Origin of the sequence: Hymenobacter sp. BT18, assembly GCF_012273015.1 — a bacterium.
In the GTDB taxonomy this organism is placed as follows: Bacteria; Bacteroidota; Bacteroidia; order Cytophagales; family Hymenobacteraceae; genus Hymenobacter; species Hymenobacter lutimineralis.
Genome location: NZ_CP050954.1, coordinates 3,354,675 through 3,370,763, shown reverse-complemented (window position 1 = coordinate 3,370,763; position 16,089 = coordinate 3,354,675). Strand labels below are relative to the sequence as shown.

Genomic DNA, 16,089 nt, shown 5'->3' with positions numbered 1-16,089 from the left:
TACCGGGCAGGCTAGATGTACATAGCGTACGCGTCGGGTTGGTAGCTGGCGGCAACGCCATCGGTTTCTGCGCCGAAGGCCTGGGCCAGATCCGCTATAAGGTCCTGGGGGTCTTCCACGCCTATCGACAGCCGAATCATCTGGGAAGAAATGCCCATTTCGCGCTGCACCTCGGGCATGATGTCGGAGTGCGTCATGGTGGCCGGGTGCTCGGCCAGGCTCTCGGTGCCGCCCAGGCTCACGGCTAGCTTGATCAGCTTGAGGCGGTTGAGAAACTGGAAAGCCTCGGCTTCGCCGCCTTCGATGTCAAAGGAAATCATGGAGCCGGGCGAAAGGCACTGCTGCTCGTAGATGGCCTGCTGGGCGGGGTCGTGCTCCAGGTGCGTGAGGTAGTAGGTACGCGCCACCTGCGGGTGCTCCCGCAGCCAGTCGGCAATAACCTGGGCGCTTTGGGCGGCCCGCTCCATGCGCAGTTTCAGGGTTTCGAGGCTGCGCATCAGCATCCAGCCCGTGTTCGGGTCGCACATGGTGCCCATGAAGGTGCGCATGGCTTTGATTTCCTTCATCAAGGGCTTGGAGGCCAGCACGGCCCCGGCAATCAGGTCGGAATGGCCGCCCAGGAACTTGGTGGCCGAGTACAGCACCACGTCGGCCCCGTGGTGCAGGGGGTGCTGAAATACGGGCCCCAGGAATGTGTTGTCGACCACTACGCGGACGGGATGCTCCTCCGAGCCATGCTGGTGGGCTACTTCGGCGCAGGCTCGCAGATCCACCAGGTGGTTGGTGGGGTTGGCGGGCGTTTCCACGTAAATCATGGCTAGGCGGCCCTGCACAATTTCGGCTACCTGCGCCGACAGCTCTTCCTGGCTGGCCTTGGGCGAAAAGCCTACGGCCGTGATGCCAAAGCGCGGCAGCACCTGCTTGAGGAAGAAGTCGGTGCCCCCGTACACGGGCTCGGAGTGCAGGATCACGTCGCCGGGCTTGAGCAAAGCTAGCAGCGTGGTGCTGATGGCGGCCATGCCGCTGGCGAAGGAGGCTGCTTCCTCGGCCCCGTCCCATAGCGTGAGGCGGTGCTCCAGAATCTCCAGGCTAGGATTGTTGAGACGGGAGTAAATCAGCCCCATTTCCTCGTCGGGGTTAGCCTGGCGCAGCCCGTAGGCCAGCTCAAAGAAAGCCTTGCCTTCCTCGGCGTTCCTGAAAACAAAGGTGGATGTCTGGAAAATCGGGCACTTGATGGCGCCTTCGCTCCAGGCCGGGGTGTAGCCGTAGCTCATCATCAGGCTCTCGGGCCGGAGACGGTGGCCGTTGATTTCGGCCGCTTCCTGTAAGGGTTTCATGGTGGGTGGGGATGGGTGGATGGGTTTGCGAAGGTAGAAATTTGCTTATAGCTGGCGGTACTTTATCGGCTTGCAACGCGTTACCGTCGAGCTGCTCTGGCCCCAAACCCGGGCTGCAACACCCGCCTATTGCCAGTCGCTGCTGTAGCAGGAATACCCAGGGCTTACTTTTTACCAGCGGCCGTAGATACTACCTCGTTAAGGCTCATTGCGGCTGTTTTTTCACCCAGGGGCGCGGGCCCAAGCTCCTGCTTAGGCCGGTGACGGCGGGCACGCTGAAGGCGTTTTCAACAACCCGCAAAAAGCCGTAAGCTCGGCTTTGAAACGTGAGAAAAATCAGGTAAACTACTGATACCAGTCATGGAGCTGGTTGCCGGGGGGCGGCACCTTTGTGCGCAGCTCCGGGGCCAGATCCTGGCGGGCCAGCTGTCCTACCTCTTTTTCTCTACCACCATGAAAAACATCCTCGTTCCCACCGATTTTTCGCCCGAGGCCCATCATGCCTTTGAAGTTGCCGTACAACTGGCCCGGCGCACGGGCGGGCGCGTCCTGGTTTTGCACGTGGTAGAGATGCCCGAAACCGCGCAGTTTAGCACTTATGGCGGCCCCGTGGCCGGCGGTGATACCACGGGTGCGCACGGCAGCCTGGAGGATGTATTCGTGCTGAAGCTGCTGCAGGCTACCAAGCGCCGCATGCACCAGCTGATAGCCGAAGCCGCCGAGCTGGCTCCCGGGGTGCCGGTGCAGGATATGGTGCACACCACCCGCCTGCATACGGCCATTATGCAGGTGATTGAGGAAAAGCAAATCGACCTGGTGGTGATGGGTGCCCAGGGTCATACTGTAGCCGAGCACTTCTTTATGGGCTCGAACACCGAGCGGCTGGTGCGCACCGCACCCTGCCCGGTGCTGGCCGTGAAGCACCCCATGCCCAATCTGGACGTGCAGAACCTTGTTTTCCCCTCTGATTTCGCGGCCGAAGCCGATTGCGCGGCCCCGGAGCTCCGCGCCATGCTGGCTTTGTTCCCGGAGGCCACCCTGCACCTGCTAAACGTGGTACCAAGTGCGGCCCAGCGCGCCCCGGCCCTGGAGAAAATTACCCGGTTTGCCCACCGCCACCAGCTGGCGCGCACCTTGTCGGCGGTGGTAGAAGCGGCTAGCCCCAGCGTGGGCATTCCGGAGTATGCCCAGCAGGTGCCGGCCGGGCTGGTTATTCTGCCCACCCACGGCCGCACGGGCCTGAGCCGGTTTTTGCAGTCCAGCATTGCCGAGCAGGTAGCCACCCACGCCTTTCCGCCGGTGCTCACGTTCCGGCTGGGACATAGCCGCGGCCTGGCCGACCCAACACCGGCCGCGGGTGCTACGTTACAGTCGGCATGACGAAAGCCGTTTTCATTGCTACCGCCGAACCGTATAGTGGCAAGTCCCTGGTAGTCCTAGGGCTGGTGAACATGCTTCTGGGCCAGGCACGCCGGGTGGGCTACTTCAAGCCCATCATCGACTACGACCCCGCCCAGGAGCCCGACCCGCACATCGATACCGTTGCCCGGTACTTTAAGCTGCCCTTCGCCTACGCCGATACCTACGCCTACACCCGGCCGCAGGCCCTGCAGCTGCTGGAAGCCGATGCCCAGGGCGAGCTGATTGACGTGGTCATTCACAAGTTCAAGCAGTGGGAAGAAGCCTACGACTTCACGGTGGTGGAAGGCAGCGACTTCCTGGGGCCGGGTACGGCCATTGAGTTCGACGCCAACGTGTCCATGGCCAAAAACCTGGGCGTACCGGTTATCCTAGTGGTGTCGGGCGAAGGAAAGAGCACGGCGCAGGTGGTCAGCTCGGTGCTGACGCTGCTGCGCACCTTCGAGGCCCGCGAGGTGCCGGTGCTGCTGGCCGTGGCCAACCGCGTGGCCCCCGAGCAGGCCGCCGACGTGCAAGCCCTGCTGCGGGCCCAGCTGCCCGAGGAGGTGCTGCTGGCCGTGATTCCCGAGGATCCGCAGCTGCGCCACCCCACTATGCGCGAAATTCACGCCGGGCTGGGCAGTAAGCTGCTGTTTGGGGAAGCCGGGCTGGGCAACCAGGTCGATAACTACGTGATTGGGGCCATGCAGGTACCCAACTTCCTGAACTACCTCAAGGAAAACGTACTGATTGTGACGCCCGCCGACCGGGGCGACATCATCGTGTGCGCCCTGCAGGCCAACCAGTCGGCCAGTTACCCGCGCGTGGCGGGCATTGTGCTTACGGCCGGGGCCGAACCCGACGAGCCCATCATGCGCCTGCTCGAAGGCCTGCCCAACGTGGTGCCCATCCTTACCATGCCCACCGGCACCTTCGAAACCACCACCCGCGTGGGCGCCATCAAGTCCCGTATCACCCCCGATACCCCGAAGAAGATTCAGCTGGCCATCAGCACCTTTGCGCGGTACGTGGAGGTAAAGGCGCTGGAGGAAAAGCTCATCAGCTTCCAGCCCGAGGGCATTACGCCCCACATGTTCCAATACCGGCTGCTGCAGTGGGCCCGCCGCCAGCGCCGCCACATTGTGCTGCCCGAGGGCAACGACGACCGGGTTCTGCGGGCCGCCGCCCTGCTCCTGCATCAGGATGTAGTGGACCTGACCATCCTGGGCAACCCCGCCGACGTGGCTGCCTCGGCCAAACGCCTGGGGGTGCAGCTGCCAGCCGGCCACGTGCGCGTCATCGACCCGGTGAACTCGGAGTACTACGCCGACTACGTGGAAACTTTCTACCAGCTGCGCAAAGACAAGGGCGTAAACCACGACATGGCCCGCGACCTGCTGCGCGACGTGTCGTACTTCGGCTCGATGATGGTGTACAAGGGCCACGCCGATGGCATGGTGTCGGGGGCGGTGCATACTACTCAGCACACCATCCGGCCAGCCCTGCAGTTCATCAAAACCAAGCCGGGAGTGTCAGTGGTGTCGTCGGTGTTCTTTATGTGTCTGCCCGACCGGGTAGCCGTGTTCGGCGACTGCGCCGTGAACCCGAACCCCACGGCCGAGCAGCTGGCCGAAATTGCCATTTCCTCGGCTGAAAGCAGCCTAGCCTTTGGCATTGAGCCGCGCATCGCCATGCTTTCCTACTCCTCTGGCACCTCAGGCGCCGGAGCCGACGTGGAGAAGGTGCGCCTGGCCACCGAGCTGGTGCGCCAGCGCCGCCCCGACCTGAAAGTGGAAGGCCCCATCCAGTACGATGCCGCCGTGGACCCGCTGGTGGGCCGTCAGAAGCTGCCCGGCTCCGAAGTGGCCGGCCAGGCCAGCGTGCTCATCTTCCCCGACCTGAACACCGGCAACAACACCTATAAAGCCGTGCAGCGCGAAACCGGCGCCCTGGCCATCGGCCCGGTACTACAGGGCCTCAACAAACCCGTGAACGACCTCAGTCGCGGCTGCACCGTGGACGACGTGTTTAACACCGTGGTGATTACGGCTATTCAGAGCCAGCTGGGGTGAAAAGACGTTAGAACGCCATGCTGAGCGGAGCCGAACCATCTCACTAGTGTGGCAAACCCTACGAAGCAGCAAATTTCAATAACCCGCGCAGCAATATGATGGGATTTTCGGCCCGCGCTTACTTCGCGTGGGCTTTCAGCAGAGTCAACAGCTCTTGGTTGAAGCTGGATTTCTTTGTCTCCAGAGCGGCAAAGAAATCCGCATCGAACTGCTCGATTAGTCCCACGGCGCGCTTGGTTGCTGCTGCTCCTTCTGGCGTGAGGGTTATGGTCTTGGCGCGCGTGTCGGAGTGATGCTCCTGCCGGTTGACTAGCTGTTTCCGCTGTAGCGTCCGGATAATGGTGGAGGTCGTCATCGGGTCGATTTTGCTGTGCACCGATAAATCAATCTGGGTAATGCTGTCTTTCTGCTTCGACAACCACAGCAAACTGGCCAGTATGACGAATTGCGGGTGGGTTAAGTCAATACCATCCAGTGCCTTCTTGATGCCTCGCTGCCAAAGGGTGGTCACCTGCCAAAGCAGAAAGCCGGAGCTTTCCTCGGCCGCGTTTACGCTGAAGTCGTTAGCTACTTTTTTCATATCGACTGATTAAAGCCCTTACAGCGCGCTGGCGGTTTCAATCTGCTTCTGCATATCAGTTGGCAATGCGTCCACAATAGTCTGCGCAACAAGCTTAATCCATAGAAAGGACAAAGGCCCCTGAACCGATAAGGTGTTGGTGATGCGCAGGCCCTCGGGCGTTTCTTCAAACGTGTGCTTGTCGTACATCTTAGCCAGTGGGAAGCTGGTCACGTCGAGGAAATGTTGGTTAACCTCCGTTTCCAACAATTTCACTTTCACTTTAGGGCCACCTTTGGGCTTTAAAGTAAAGTGGCTGCCCTTTTCGAATCGGCCTTCCAGTCGGGCAAATTCGATGCCTTCGTCCCACTGGTGCCAGTTGTTGACATCAGCAAAGAGCTTCCACATTTGTTCTTTGGTCACGGCAGTGGTGACGATTGAGTGCGACTTAGTCCACATAGTTTTTGATATGATATGTACAAATATAATATGTATACATATCATATCAAACATCAACTATGACTTTTTCGCTCTGAGTTACTGCTTAACCACACGGCCAGGACATTGCCGCGCAGCATAACGCTTATAAATAGCACGCAACTTATTTGTTATTAATCAATTACACCGTAAGCTTTTTTAGAAACAATGTCTACTTAACGCTTTCTGCCATGAATGGCCTTCTATAGGCTAGACATCGTATTTCATACAGCTCATACTGAGTATACCAACTTATATACCGACTACATAGGTCACTTCGCGGCTCTGTCTTCCTTAGGAAGACGAGCAGTAACTATGGATTAACCTCTTGTACTTTTTAATCCCATCAGGAGCCATTTCAGACACTATGACAACGAGCTTACCGCAGGGCAAGTACACGCAGTCAGTTGATACAAGCTTCGCACACAGCCTACTTTCTCTGCTAGTTTTGCCGGCGTCTGAAATCAGTGCTGCAGAAGCAAGCTTTCGGAAGCAGATACTGGTAGCCGACCAGCGTTACTTTGTTTTTGCTGCTTATGGCAACTAACTAACCATAGAAACTTGCCAAACCCGGTACAACCCTCCTCAGGATCTACATGCACATCTTCGTCATCAACTCCGGCAGCTCTTCCATCAAGTACCAGCTGTTTCGCTGGCCCCAGGAGCGGCCCGTGTGCAGCGGGCTGGTAGAGCGCATCGGCGCGGACCAAGCCACCATCACCCACAAAGTCTTTGCGCTGGATGCTCCGGAGATGCCGGCCACTGAGCAGCGCCTCACCCTGCCCCTACCCAACCACGAGGCCGGTTTGCGAGAAGTTGTGCGCCTGCTCACGGCCGCCCCCAATGGCGTGATTCAGGACCCGGCTGACATTGCCGTGGTGGGCCACCGGGTGGTGCACGGCGGGGAGGCATTTGCGGCTACTACTTTGATTACGCAAGCAGTGAAAACCGAAATCCGGCGGCTGTTTGCCCTGGCCCCCCTGCACAACCCGGCCAACCTGCTGGGCATCGACGTGGCGGAGCAGCTGTTTCCGCAGGCCCGGCAGGTGGCGGTGTTCGACACGGCTTTTCACCAGACCCTGCCCGAGTACGCCTTCCGCTACGCTCTGCCCGAGGCGTTGTACACCGAGCAGCGCATCCGCAAATACGGCTTCCACGGCACCAGCCACCAGTACGTAGCCGCCCAGGCCACAGCGTACCTGGGCCTCCCCGATGCCCGCCTGATTACGGTACACCTGGGCAACGGCTGCAGCGTAGCGGCCGTGCGCGGGGGCCTTTCCCTGGATACCAGCATGGGCTTTGGCCCCCTGGCCGGCCTGGTGATGGGCACCCGCACCGGCGACCTGGACCCTTCCGTGCTGCTGCATTTGCTGGGGCCGCTGGGCTACTCTCCCGAGCAGGTGAGCACCCTGCTGAACAAGGAAAGCGGGATGCTGGGCCTCACGGGTAGCAGCGACATGCGCGACATCGGGGCGGCCTTGGCGGCTGGCGACGCCCGCGCCCAACTGGCCTACGACCTCTACGCCTACCGCATCCGCCAGTACATTGGGGCCTACGTGGCCGTGCTGGGCGGACTGGATGCGGTAGTCTTCACGGCCGGTGTGGGCGAAAACGACGCCTTGGTGCGCCGCCTCGCGTGCCAGGACATGGGCTTCTTTGGGCTGGAGTTGGATGAGGCAGCCAATCAGCAGCGCATCCCTGGCCTGCGGGAAATCAGCCTGCCTTCCTCCCGGGCGAAGATTCTGGTGGTGCCGACCAATGAGGAGCTGGAAATTGCGCGGCAGTGCGCGCAGTTGCTGGCTTAAGCCAGAAGCACGAATTTCCCGCTGCTGGTATACCGTAATGGTACGCTAGCAGCGGGAAATACTGGTCTTTGAAGCGTGGTTGAAGATTGCGCCAAACACTCGTTACGTCATGCTAAGCGCAGCCAAAGCAGCATACTTCCCAAACCCGCCCTTAGCTCAGCCAGTCGATGCCAGGGCGCAGCCAATGCTGGGTAGCTTCTTCGGGGGAGCCGGGCTCGATGGGAAAGTTGTAGTGCCACTCACACTGGGGCGGCAGGCTCATCAGGATGCTTTCGGTGCGGCCGCCGGTTTCCAGGCCAAACTTCGTGCCCCGGTCGATGGCCAAGTTGAACTCGGCGTAGCGGCCCCGGCGCACCAACTGCCACTGCTTCTGCCGCTCGGTGTGAGGAAGGCCGGCATTCTGGCGCATAAGGGTAGAATACGTACGCCCATACACCTCGCCTACGGCCTGCACGAAGGCGAACAGCTCCTCAAACGTGCCATCCTGGCCCACCGTCAGCCGGTCGAAGAAGATGCCGCCGATGCCGCGGGTTTCCTGGCGGTGGGGCAAGTAGAAGTACTCATCGGCCCACTGCTTGAAGCGCGGGTAGTAGGCCGGGTTATGCTGGTCGCAGACCTGCTTGATTTGCTGGTGAAACCAACGGGCCTGGGTTTCATCCACGTAGATGGGCGTCAAATCCAGCCCGCCGCCAAACCAGGCTTCCCCGTTGCCGGCCTCGAAGTAGCGCACGTTCATGTGCGAAATGGGCGCGTGCGGGCTGCCCGGGTGCTGCACCACCGACACGCCCGTGGCAAAGTAGCTGGGGTCGGGCATGAGCAGGGTGCGGGCCGCCGCTTCGCTCATTTCGCCCCACACGGCCGAGTAGTTCACCCCGCCTTTTTCCAGCACGGCCCCGTTGCTGATGACGCGCGTGCGGCCTCCGCCCCCACCCGCATGCACCCAGGTATCCTCCCGAAACGCGGCGCCGCCGTCGGCCGCTGCCAGCTGCTCACAGAGCCAGTCCTGAAACCAGCGCATCCACTCCGCTACCGTAGCCCGCACGGCGGGCGGCGCGACCATTGTTTGATTGTCAAGTATCATACAAGAAAACGTAAAAGGCGGCAGGATTAGCCGGCCGTAACCGGGATGAAGCGCCCCACCGCTGGCATAAGGGGCATAGCCTGGGCCAGCCGCCGGTTCTCGGCCGCCTGCCGCAGGTGGCACTGGGCGCAGCAGGACTCGGTGGGCAGCTGGCTGGTGGGCAGCAGCACCAGCGGAATGCGCAGATGGTAGGCGTTGGTTTTGGTGTAGTGCGGGTGAAAAAAGCGGCGCACCAGGCAGCCATCGGCAGTAGCCAGCACCAGCAGCTGAGCCGCCTGCTGGGCGCAGAAGTCGCTGAGGCCTTCCAGGGCGTCTTCCTCCGGCAGCAAGTGCCCGGTAGCCTCGGGCAGGTGGGCCCGGGCTTCCATCAACGCCTTTTTAAGGGGCGCTAAGCCCACGTGGGTAGGCGCGTAGAACTGTACCAGGTCGAAGTGGGCCCCGGCCGGGCGCGTGAGCTGGGTCAGGAAAGGCAGGCGGCGCGCATCGAGGTGCGTAAAATCTCCCGACACCACCACGCGACTGGGCAGCTCGTGGCGGCCGGGCGGCACCACCAGCACCGGGCAGCTCACGTGTTCCGGCAGCAGCATGGGCGTGGTGCCTTCAGCCGTGGCCGTGGCGCAGTCCATGAGCGTGAGGCCCAGCACCACCAGGCTCGCGCAGTAACCATTCACCAGCACTTCCAGGCCCTGGGCCAGGGGCTCAGCCAGCAAATGATAGTGATAGGTGATGCGCCGGCCGCTCTGCCGGGTTAGCTGCTGGTAGCGCAGCCGCTCGGCCAACGCCTGCAGCTGCCGCAGCAGCGCCGCCCGCCCCTCGGCCCCGGTACCCGGCGGGCAGCTATGCACCAGCACAATTTCGGCGGGCAGGCGTAGCGCCAGTTTGTTGGCATACCCCAGCGCGTTTTCGGCGGCGGCAGTAAAGTCAATGGGCACGAGGAGGGTCTGCATCGGGAGAAAGAGGTAAGGAAAAGGAAAACGGGAGAAGCAATTAGCGCGCGGAGGTGGCCTGAGGCACGCTCTGGCAATAGTGCACCGAGGCGGGCTGGCCTACGGGCGCCGCTACTGCCCCGGCCGTGCCCAGCTGCGGACTCAGATACGGAATACCCAGCCCTAGTCCGCGCAGGATAAACAGGGCCGCTAGGCCCAAGGCCATTACCGGCACGGCCTGGCGCAGGCGCATACGCCACGGCAGCGGCACCAGCTGCCCGCTCAGGGACAAAGCCAGCATAAGCGGCACGGTGCCTAGCCCAAACAAAGCCATGTAGAGCACGGCGCCTGGCACCCCCGGGGCGCTGATGGCTCCAGCCAGGGCCAAATACACCATGCCGCAGGGCAGCAGGCCATTGAGCAGGCCGGTGGTGTAGAGGGCCCGGGCCGTGGGCTGCTGGAAGTAGTATACCAGCTGGTTTTTCACGGCGCCTAGCCCCCGGCTCAGCCCCAGCGCCATAGATGCCCGGCTGGTGTAGCGTTCCGGCACGGCCACCAGCAGCAGAATAAGCAGGCCCGAGGCAATAGAAAGTCCCTGCTGCCAGCCAGCCAGCCGCAACCCCTGCCCCACCATACCGGCCACGGCGCCCAGCAGCGAGTAGGTCGTGACGCGGCCCAGGTTGTAGAGCACCCGTCCCCGCACGTACCGCCAGCCCACGGGGTTGCCCTGGCCCGGCAACGCCAGCGCAATAGCCCCGCACATGCCCACGCAGTGGAAGCTACCCAAAAACCCAAATAAGAAACCAGCCCAGAGCATACGTGAAGGAGGGAATGGATACGGCAGTAAGCCCGCTTACTCGCTGATAGAAAGCTCTTTTTCCAGGAAATACTGCTGGTTGCCGGCCGTGAAATCAACCCGCAGGCGCCAGAGACCGGGCTGCAGCTTGCTGGTGTTCAGCTCCTGCAGGGCCGGAGTGCCAGTGGGCGCAAAGGGCAGCTTGAAATCCAGCTTCTGATCGGAAGGCCGGAAGAAGTGCAGCGTGCCCTCAATAGCCTGCCCGCTCAGGCCGGCCGGCAGCGCCAGCTTCAGGCGGTGAGCTGCGGCCTCGTGGGTGACGACCACCGGCGCGGGCAGGGCCGCCGTGCGCGCCACCGACTCCATGCGCTGCTGGTAGGCCAGTTCCTGCTGGTAGTAGTCGGGGCTTACCAGGTCGACGGTGGTGCGCATGGCCTGCTGCACCATAAAGCCGATGTAGCCGGCAAAAAGCACGAAGGCCGCAATAATGGCGTAGGGCCAGAGGGTGCGTTTAGGAGGAGCTGGGGTAACCATGGCAAAGAAGGGTGAGAATCGTTGGGGAGGCAGAGCGCGGGCTACTGCGGCGGCCCCAGAAACTTGGTATCGGTTTCCGTAATGAGCTGGCCGCCGCTAAACACCCCAATGCGAATTTCCTGGTTGGTAGCGTGCAGGGCCGACTTCGGCAGCTCGGCAAAAAACACGCCTTCCGTCAGGCCCTGGGCGGGCAGCGTGAGGCCGTCTTTGCCCACCAGCGCAATGGTGCCGCCGGCCGGCTCCAGCACCCGCAGGGTGATGGGGTACGGGCGGTTGGTTTTGTTGATGACGGAGATGTTGTAGAGGTTGGAAATGGTACCCCGCTCCGTTTTCTGGAACAGCTGCCCCGGGGTGCGCAGCACCGTGGCCTGCACGTTGGAGCGCGACACCAGCAGAAAGGTGAGCACGCTCAGCAACACCACCAGCACCCCCGAGTATACTTTCATGCGGCCCGTCAGCCGGAACGTGGTGCCATTGGCAATGTCGTTTTCCGAGGCGTGGCGGATCAGCCCTTTCGGCAGATCTATCATGGCCATGATGTTGTTGCAGGCATCAATGCAGGCGGTGCAGTTGGTGCACTCCAGCTGCTGGGCGCCATTGCGGATGTCGATACCCGTGGGGCACACCTGCACGCACTGGTGGCAGTCGATGCAGTCGCCGGCGGTGCGCTGCTGGTTTTTGCGCAGCTTCTCGCGCGGCTCGCCACGCTTGTAGTCGTAGGCCACCACCAGGCTGTCTTTGTCCAGGAGCACACCTTGTAGCCGGCCGTAGGGGCAGGCAATGGTGCACACCTGCTCCCGAAACCGGGCAAACACCGCGTAGAATACCCCCGTGAACACCACCATGGAGGTGAGGCCGCCCAGGTGCGCGGTTAGCGGATCGGTCACAATCTTCACCAGCGCATCCGAGCCAATGATGTAAGCCAGGAAGGTGTTGGCAATCAGAAACGAAATCAGCAGGAACAGCGCGTGCTTGCTGGTTTTGCGCCAGATTTTGTTCCAGGTCCAGTCGGCGCGGTCCAGGGCTTTCTGCTGGGGCGCATCGCCTTCCAGCCAGTACTCGATACGCCGGAACACAAACTCCAGGAAGATGGTCTGGGGGCACACCCACCCGCAAAAAATACGGCCGTAGACTATCGTAAACAGGATGATAAACAGCAGGAAGGTCAGCGCCCCTATCAGCAGGATAAAGAAATCCTGGGGCCAGAAGATCTGCCCGAGGATGATGAACTTCCGCTCGGGCAGGTTCAGCATCAGCAGGGGCAGCTCCCGGAAGCGCAGCCAGGGCCCCGCAAACAGCAAAGCCAGCAGGCCGTAGCTGATCCACTTACGGGCGCGGTAGAGCGGGCCACTGGGCTGCTTCGGGTACAGCCACACGCGCTTCCCGTCAGCATCCACCGTAGCAATGGAGTCGCGGAAGTCGTCGTTGGGATGAAAGGTGGTAACGGACATGGCGGGTGGCGCGAGCGGGTGGCTGCGGCGCCTGAACGGTGGGTAGGAAATGCGGGGCGGGCAGCCCGGGCTAGAGCTCCTTCTCGCCCTGAGGCTCTTTGGCGCCGGCGGGCTTGGAGCCTTTCAGGCTTGCGATAAAGGACGACACCTGCAGAATCTGCTTGCCCGAGAGCTTGCCCTTCCAGGCCACCATGCCTTTGCTGGTGACGCCGAACTTGATGGTTTTGTACACGTGGTTGATTTCGCCGCCGTGCAGCCAGTACTCGTCCGTCAGGTTGGGGCCTACTTTGCCCTCGGCGTTGGGGCCGTGGCAGGGCGCGCAGTTGGTGGTGAAGATGGTTTTGCCGGCATCCAGGTCGGCGGGGGCTTTCAGGGCCGCGTAGGTAGTCAGCTTGTTGGGGTCGTCGTTATCAGCCGACACCAGCAGCGTGGCTTGTTGCATCTCGGTTTCGTACTCCGCCGTTTGCAGCTGCCCGGCCTGGGCCACGTGGTAGTAGCCCATGTAAGCCACCGCAAACACAATGGTGACGTAGAAGCCGTACTTCCACCACGGCGGCAGGTCGTTGTCGAACTCCGTGATGCCGTCGTAGTCGTGGCCCATCAGCTCATCCTTGTTCTTACCGGTTACCAGGGCCGGGTCGCCGATGAGCAGGCCCAGTACCTGGCCGCTCCAGGTGTCGTGCACCGTGGGCAGCTCGTAGAGCTTGCGCAGCTGGGGCTTCATCTTCACGATGATCATGGTGAAGAACAGCACAAACACCAGCAGCACCAGTGCCAGGGTACTCAGCAAAAACCAGAACAGCAGCATCTGCGTGTCGGCCCCGGCGGGCTTGGCGGATTCGGCTGGGGCTTGCGCCAGGGCGGTACCGGCTTGCAACAGCAGGACCGCAGCGGCCAGCGCCCGAAGAGAAGTCAGGGAAAAACTTAACATACAGCAGCTCCTTTCTGCGTGGAGGGGGTTTGGTCTTGAGTAGCGGGAGTTTGGGCGGCCGGGGGGCGCTGCACGGCGGAGGCTACCGAAGCACCGGCCACCAGCGTGAGCACCAGCACGATGCCTAGTACGCCCAGCAGCAGCCAGAACAGAATGGTAGAGCCCGAGGTAGCGGGGGCCGCGGCGGGGGTTTGCGCCCCCGCCAGGTAGCCGGTAAGCAGGCCGGTAGCCGTCAGCAGCACGGTGCGTTTGGTTAGCATAGCGCGTCGGGTTCGGAGTGAGGGGCCGCGGTTTCGTCGTCGCCGAGCAGGGGCATCAGGCTCATGGTGTGCAGGTGCTGGCGGTTGGCAATGACCACCCAGACCAGCAAGCCCAGGAAGAAGAGAAAGAAGATGCCGAAGGAGATAAGCGGGTATATCTCAATGCCGGCAATAGATTGCAAAACGTTCTTGTACATGGCAGTAGCGCAGGTTGGGAGGTAGGTACCGGGCTTTACTGAGCAGCCGCGGCAGCCTGCTCCGGCTTCACTTTGATATCGGTGCCCAGGCGCTGCAGGTAAGCAATGAGGGCCACGATTTCCTTGTCCGACCTTACTTCGATTTCCTCCTTCTTCAGCTCCTGCACAATGCCCTGGGCCTGGCGGCGGGCATCGGCCACGGCCTGCTTATCGTAGCCGGCGGGGTATGGCGTGCCCAGCTGCTGCAGCACCCGTATTTTCTTGGGTAGGGTGGAGTAGTCGATGTCGTTTTCAAACAGCCAGGGGTAAGGCGGCATGATGGAGCCCGGCGACATGCTGGTGGGGTCGAGCATGTGGTTGTAGTGCCAGGAGTGCGGGTACTTGGCACCCACGCGGTGCAGGTCGGGACCGGTACGCTTGCTGCCCCACAGGAAGGGCCGGTCGTACACGAACTCGCCGGCTTTGGAGTACTCACCGTACCGCTCGGTTTCGGAGCGGAAGGGGCGCACCATCTGGGTGTGGCAGTTCGAGCAGCCTTCCTTGATGTAGATGTCGCGGCCCTGTAGCTCCAGCGAGGTATAAGGCTTCACCGAGGCTATGGTGGGCACGTTCGACTTGATCAGGAAGGTGGGAATCATTTCCACGGCCCCGCCAATGGCAATAGCTACGGTGGCCCACACGGCCATCTGCACGGGGCGGCGCTCAATCCAGCGGTGCCAGTGGCCGGCGTCGGCGTGGGGGTCCTCGGCGGCGGGCAGCAGGGCGGGGGCCTGGGCTTTTTCCGCGGCCAGGAGGGAGCCGGCCTGGGCCGTTTTCACCAGGTTATAGAGCATCAGAAACACGCCGCTCAGGTACATCACCCCACCAATGCCCCGCAGGTAGTACATGGGCACCAAGTTGAGCACGGTTTCCAGGAAGTTGGGGTACTGCAGCATGCCCTCGGCATTAAACTGCTTCCACATCAGGCCCTGGGTAAAGCCGGCCCAGTACATGGGCAGGGCGTAGAATAGGATGCCCAGGGTGCCAATCAGGAAGTGGGCGTTGGCCAGCTTCTTAGAGTACAAGGGCGTGCGGTACAGGCGGGGCCACAGCCAGTAAAGCATGGCAAAGGTGAGGAAGCCGTTCCAGCCCAGGGCGCCTACGTGTACGTGCGCCACAATCCAATCGGTGAAGTGGGCAATGGCGTTGACGTTCTTCAGGCTGAGCATGGGCCCTTCGAAGGTGGCCATGCCGTAGGCCGTAATGGCCACCACCATGAACTTGAGCACGGGCTCCTCGCGCACCTTATCCCAGGCCCCACGCAGGGTGAGCAGACCGTTGATCATGCCGCCCCAGCTGGGCGCAATTAGCATCACGGAGAAGGCCACGCCCAGGCTCTGGGCCCAGTCGGGCAGGGACGTGTAGAGCAAGTGGTGCGGACCGGCCCAGATGTAAATGAAGATCAGGGACCAGAAGTGAATAATGCTCAGGCGGTACGAGTACACCGGCCGGCCCGCGGCCTTGGGCAGAAAGTAGTACATCAGGCCCAGGTAGGGCGTGGTCAGGAAGAAAGCCACGGCGTTGTGGCCGTACCACCACTGCACCAGGGCATCCTGCACGCCGGCGTAGGCCGAGTAGCTTTTCATGAAGCTCACCGGCACCTCCATGGAGTTGACGATGTGCAGCACGGCTACGGTCAGGAAGGTGGCAATGTAAAACCAGATGCCCACGTACAGGTGCCGCTCCCGGCGCCGGGCAATGGTGCCGAACATGTTCCAGCCAAACACCACCCACACCAAGGTAATGGCAATGTCGATGGGCCACTCCAGCTCCGCGTACTCCTTGCTGGTGGTGTAGCCCAGGGGCAGGGAAATCAGCGCGCTCAGAATAATGAGCTGCCAGCCCCAGAAGTGCACCCGGCTCAGGGTTTTGGAGTACATGGCGGCTTTGCACAGGCGCTGCAGCGAGTAGTACACCCCCATGAAGATGCCGTTGCCCACGAAAGCGAAGATGACGGCGTTGGTGTGCAAGGGCCGGATGCGCCCAAACGTGGTAAACGAGGTGTGCAGGTTGGCATCGGGCTGGGCCAGCTGAAACGCGGCCAGGATACCTACCAACATGCCGGCAATGCCCCAGAAAATGGTGGCAATGCCGAAGTCGCGGACAATCTGGTTGTCGTAGAAAAACTCGTCGACCGCGCGGGACACCCGGTTCTGAACCAGCGGCGGCTCAGGAGCGGTGAGAGGCGAAGTAAAGGCAGCTTGCATGGGGCGAAGAAGTAGTGGT

Annotated in this window: 15 protein-coding genes; 3 read left to right on the top strand and 12 right to left on the bottom strand. The window is 61.7% G+C overall.

The features are described from left to right. Positions 1 to 11 precede the first annotated feature (11 nt). On the bottom strand, positions 12 to 1,337 hold the full coding sequence (locus HER32_RS14460; protein ID WP_168682375.1) for a cystathionine gamma-synthase family protein: 1,326 nt from the start codon (positions 1,335 to 1,337) through the stop codon (positions 12 to 14). A gap of 360 nt (positions 1,338 to 1,697) precedes the next feature. Between HER32_RS14460 and HER32_RS14455 the strand changes: the two genes are divergently transcribed. Both HER32_RS14455 and pta read left to right on the top strand, forming a co-directional pair. Further along, positions 1,698 to 2,717 (top strand): universal stress protein, encoded by a 1,020-nt coding sequence (locus HER32_RS14455; protein ID WP_168682374.1) that lies wholly within the window; start codon positions 1,698 to 1,700, stop codon positions 2,715 to 2,717. Then, positions 2,714 to 4,807 carry a phosphate acetyltransferase gene (gene pta, locus HER32_RS14450; RefSeq protein WP_168682373.1) on the top strand — a complete coding sequence of 698 codons (2,094 nt, stop codon included), beginning with the start codon at positions 2,714 to 2,716 and terminating at the stop codon, positions 4,805 to 4,807. Before HER32_RS14455 ends, pta begins: the two co-directional genes overlap by 4 nt. A 118-nt stretch (positions 4,808 to 4,925) precedes the next feature. Here pta and HER32_RS14445 read toward each other — a convergent pair whose 3' ends face one another. Further along, positions 4,926 to 5,387, bottom strand: a complete 462-nt coding sequence (locus tag HER32_RS14445; protein ID WP_168682372.1) for a MarR family winged helix-turn-helix transcriptional regulator — start codon at positions 5,385 to 5,387, stop codon at positions 4,926 to 4,928. A gap of 18 nt (positions 5,388 to 5,405) precedes the next feature. Continuing rightward, a complete protein-coding gene (locus tag HER32_RS14440) occupies positions 5,406 to 5,825 on the bottom strand; it encodes an SRPBCC family protein (RefSeq protein ID WP_149072161.1) in 420 nt (139 codons plus the stop codon). 614 nt (positions 5,826 to 6,439) lie between these two features. On the opposite strand from HER32_RS14440, the gene HER32_RS14435 reads away from it, so the two are divergent. After that, on the top strand, positions 6,440 to 7,648 hold the full coding sequence (locus HER32_RS14435; protein WP_149072162.1) for an acetate/propionate family kinase: 1,209 nt from the start codon (positions 6,440 to 6,442) through the stop codon (positions 7,646 to 7,648). 151 nt (positions 7,649 to 7,799) lie between these two features. On the opposite strand, the gene hemF is transcribed toward HER32_RS14435, so the two are convergent. From hemF to ccoN, 9 genes are all read right to left on the bottom strand, one after another. Further along, the gene (hemF, locus tag HER32_RS14430) at positions 7,800 to 8,729 is read right to left on the bottom strand and encodes an oxygen-dependent coproporphyrinogen oxidase (protein WP_232066264.1); all 930 of its coding nucleotides are present in this window, start codon (positions 8,727 to 8,729) and stop codon (positions 7,800 to 7,802) included. Positions 8,730 to 8,755: 26 nt separating this feature from the next. After that, positions 8,756 to 9,676, bottom strand: coding sequence for a universal stress protein (locus tag HER32_RS14425; protein WP_168682371.1), 921 nt, complete (start codon positions 9,674 to 9,676; stop codon positions 8,756 to 8,758). Positions 9,677 to 9,716: 40 nt separating this feature from the next. Further along, on the bottom strand, positions 9,717 to 10,472 hold the full coding sequence (locus tag HER32_RS14420) for a sulfite exporter TauE/SafE family protein (protein ID WP_168682370.1): 756 nt from the start codon (positions 10,470 to 10,472) through the stop codon (positions 9,717 to 9,719). A 36-nt stretch (positions 10,473 to 10,508) separates the two neighbouring features. Next, positions 10,509 to 10,985 (bottom strand): FixH family protein, encoded by a 477-nt coding sequence (locus tag HER32_RS14415; protein WP_168682369.1) that lies wholly within the window; start codon positions 10,983 to 10,985, stop codon positions 10,509 to 10,511. 41 nt (positions 10,986 to 11,026) lie between these two features. Continuing rightward, positions 11,027 to 12,436 carry a cytochrome c oxidase accessory protein CcoG gene (ccoG, locus tag HER32_RS14410; protein ID WP_149072167.1) on the bottom strand — a complete coding sequence of 470 codons (1,410 nt, stop codon included), beginning with the start codon at positions 12,434 to 12,436 and terminating at the stop codon, positions 11,027 to 11,029. Positions 12,437 to 12,506: 70 nt separating this feature from the next. Then, positions 12,507 to 13,367, bottom strand: a complete 861-nt coding sequence (locus HER32_RS14405; protein ID WP_168682368.1) for a cbb3-type cytochrome c oxidase N-terminal domain-containing protein — start codon at positions 13,365 to 13,367, stop codon at positions 12,507 to 12,509. Next, positions 13,361 to 13,627, bottom strand: coding sequence for a hypothetical protein (locus HER32_RS14400; protein ID WP_149072169.1), 267 nt, complete (start codon positions 13,625 to 13,627; stop codon positions 13,361 to 13,363). The genes HER32_RS14405 and HER32_RS14400 overlap by 7 nt, the downstream gene beginning before the upstream one ends. Further along, positions 13,621 to 13,824, bottom strand: coding sequence for a hypothetical protein (locus tag HER32_RS14395; RefSeq protein ID WP_149072170.1), 204 nt, complete (start codon positions 13,822 to 13,824; stop codon positions 13,621 to 13,623). Before HER32_RS14395 ends, HER32_RS14400 begins: the two co-directional genes overlap by 7 nt. 35 nt (positions 13,825 to 13,859) lie before the next feature. Then, on the bottom strand, positions 13,860 to 16,070 hold the full coding sequence (gene ccoN / locus HER32_RS14390) for a cytochrome-c oxidase, cbb3-type subunit I (protein ID WP_232066263.1): 2,211 nt from the start codon (positions 16,068 to 16,070) through the stop codon (positions 13,860 to 13,862). Positions 16,071 to 16,089 lie beyond the last annotated feature (19 nt).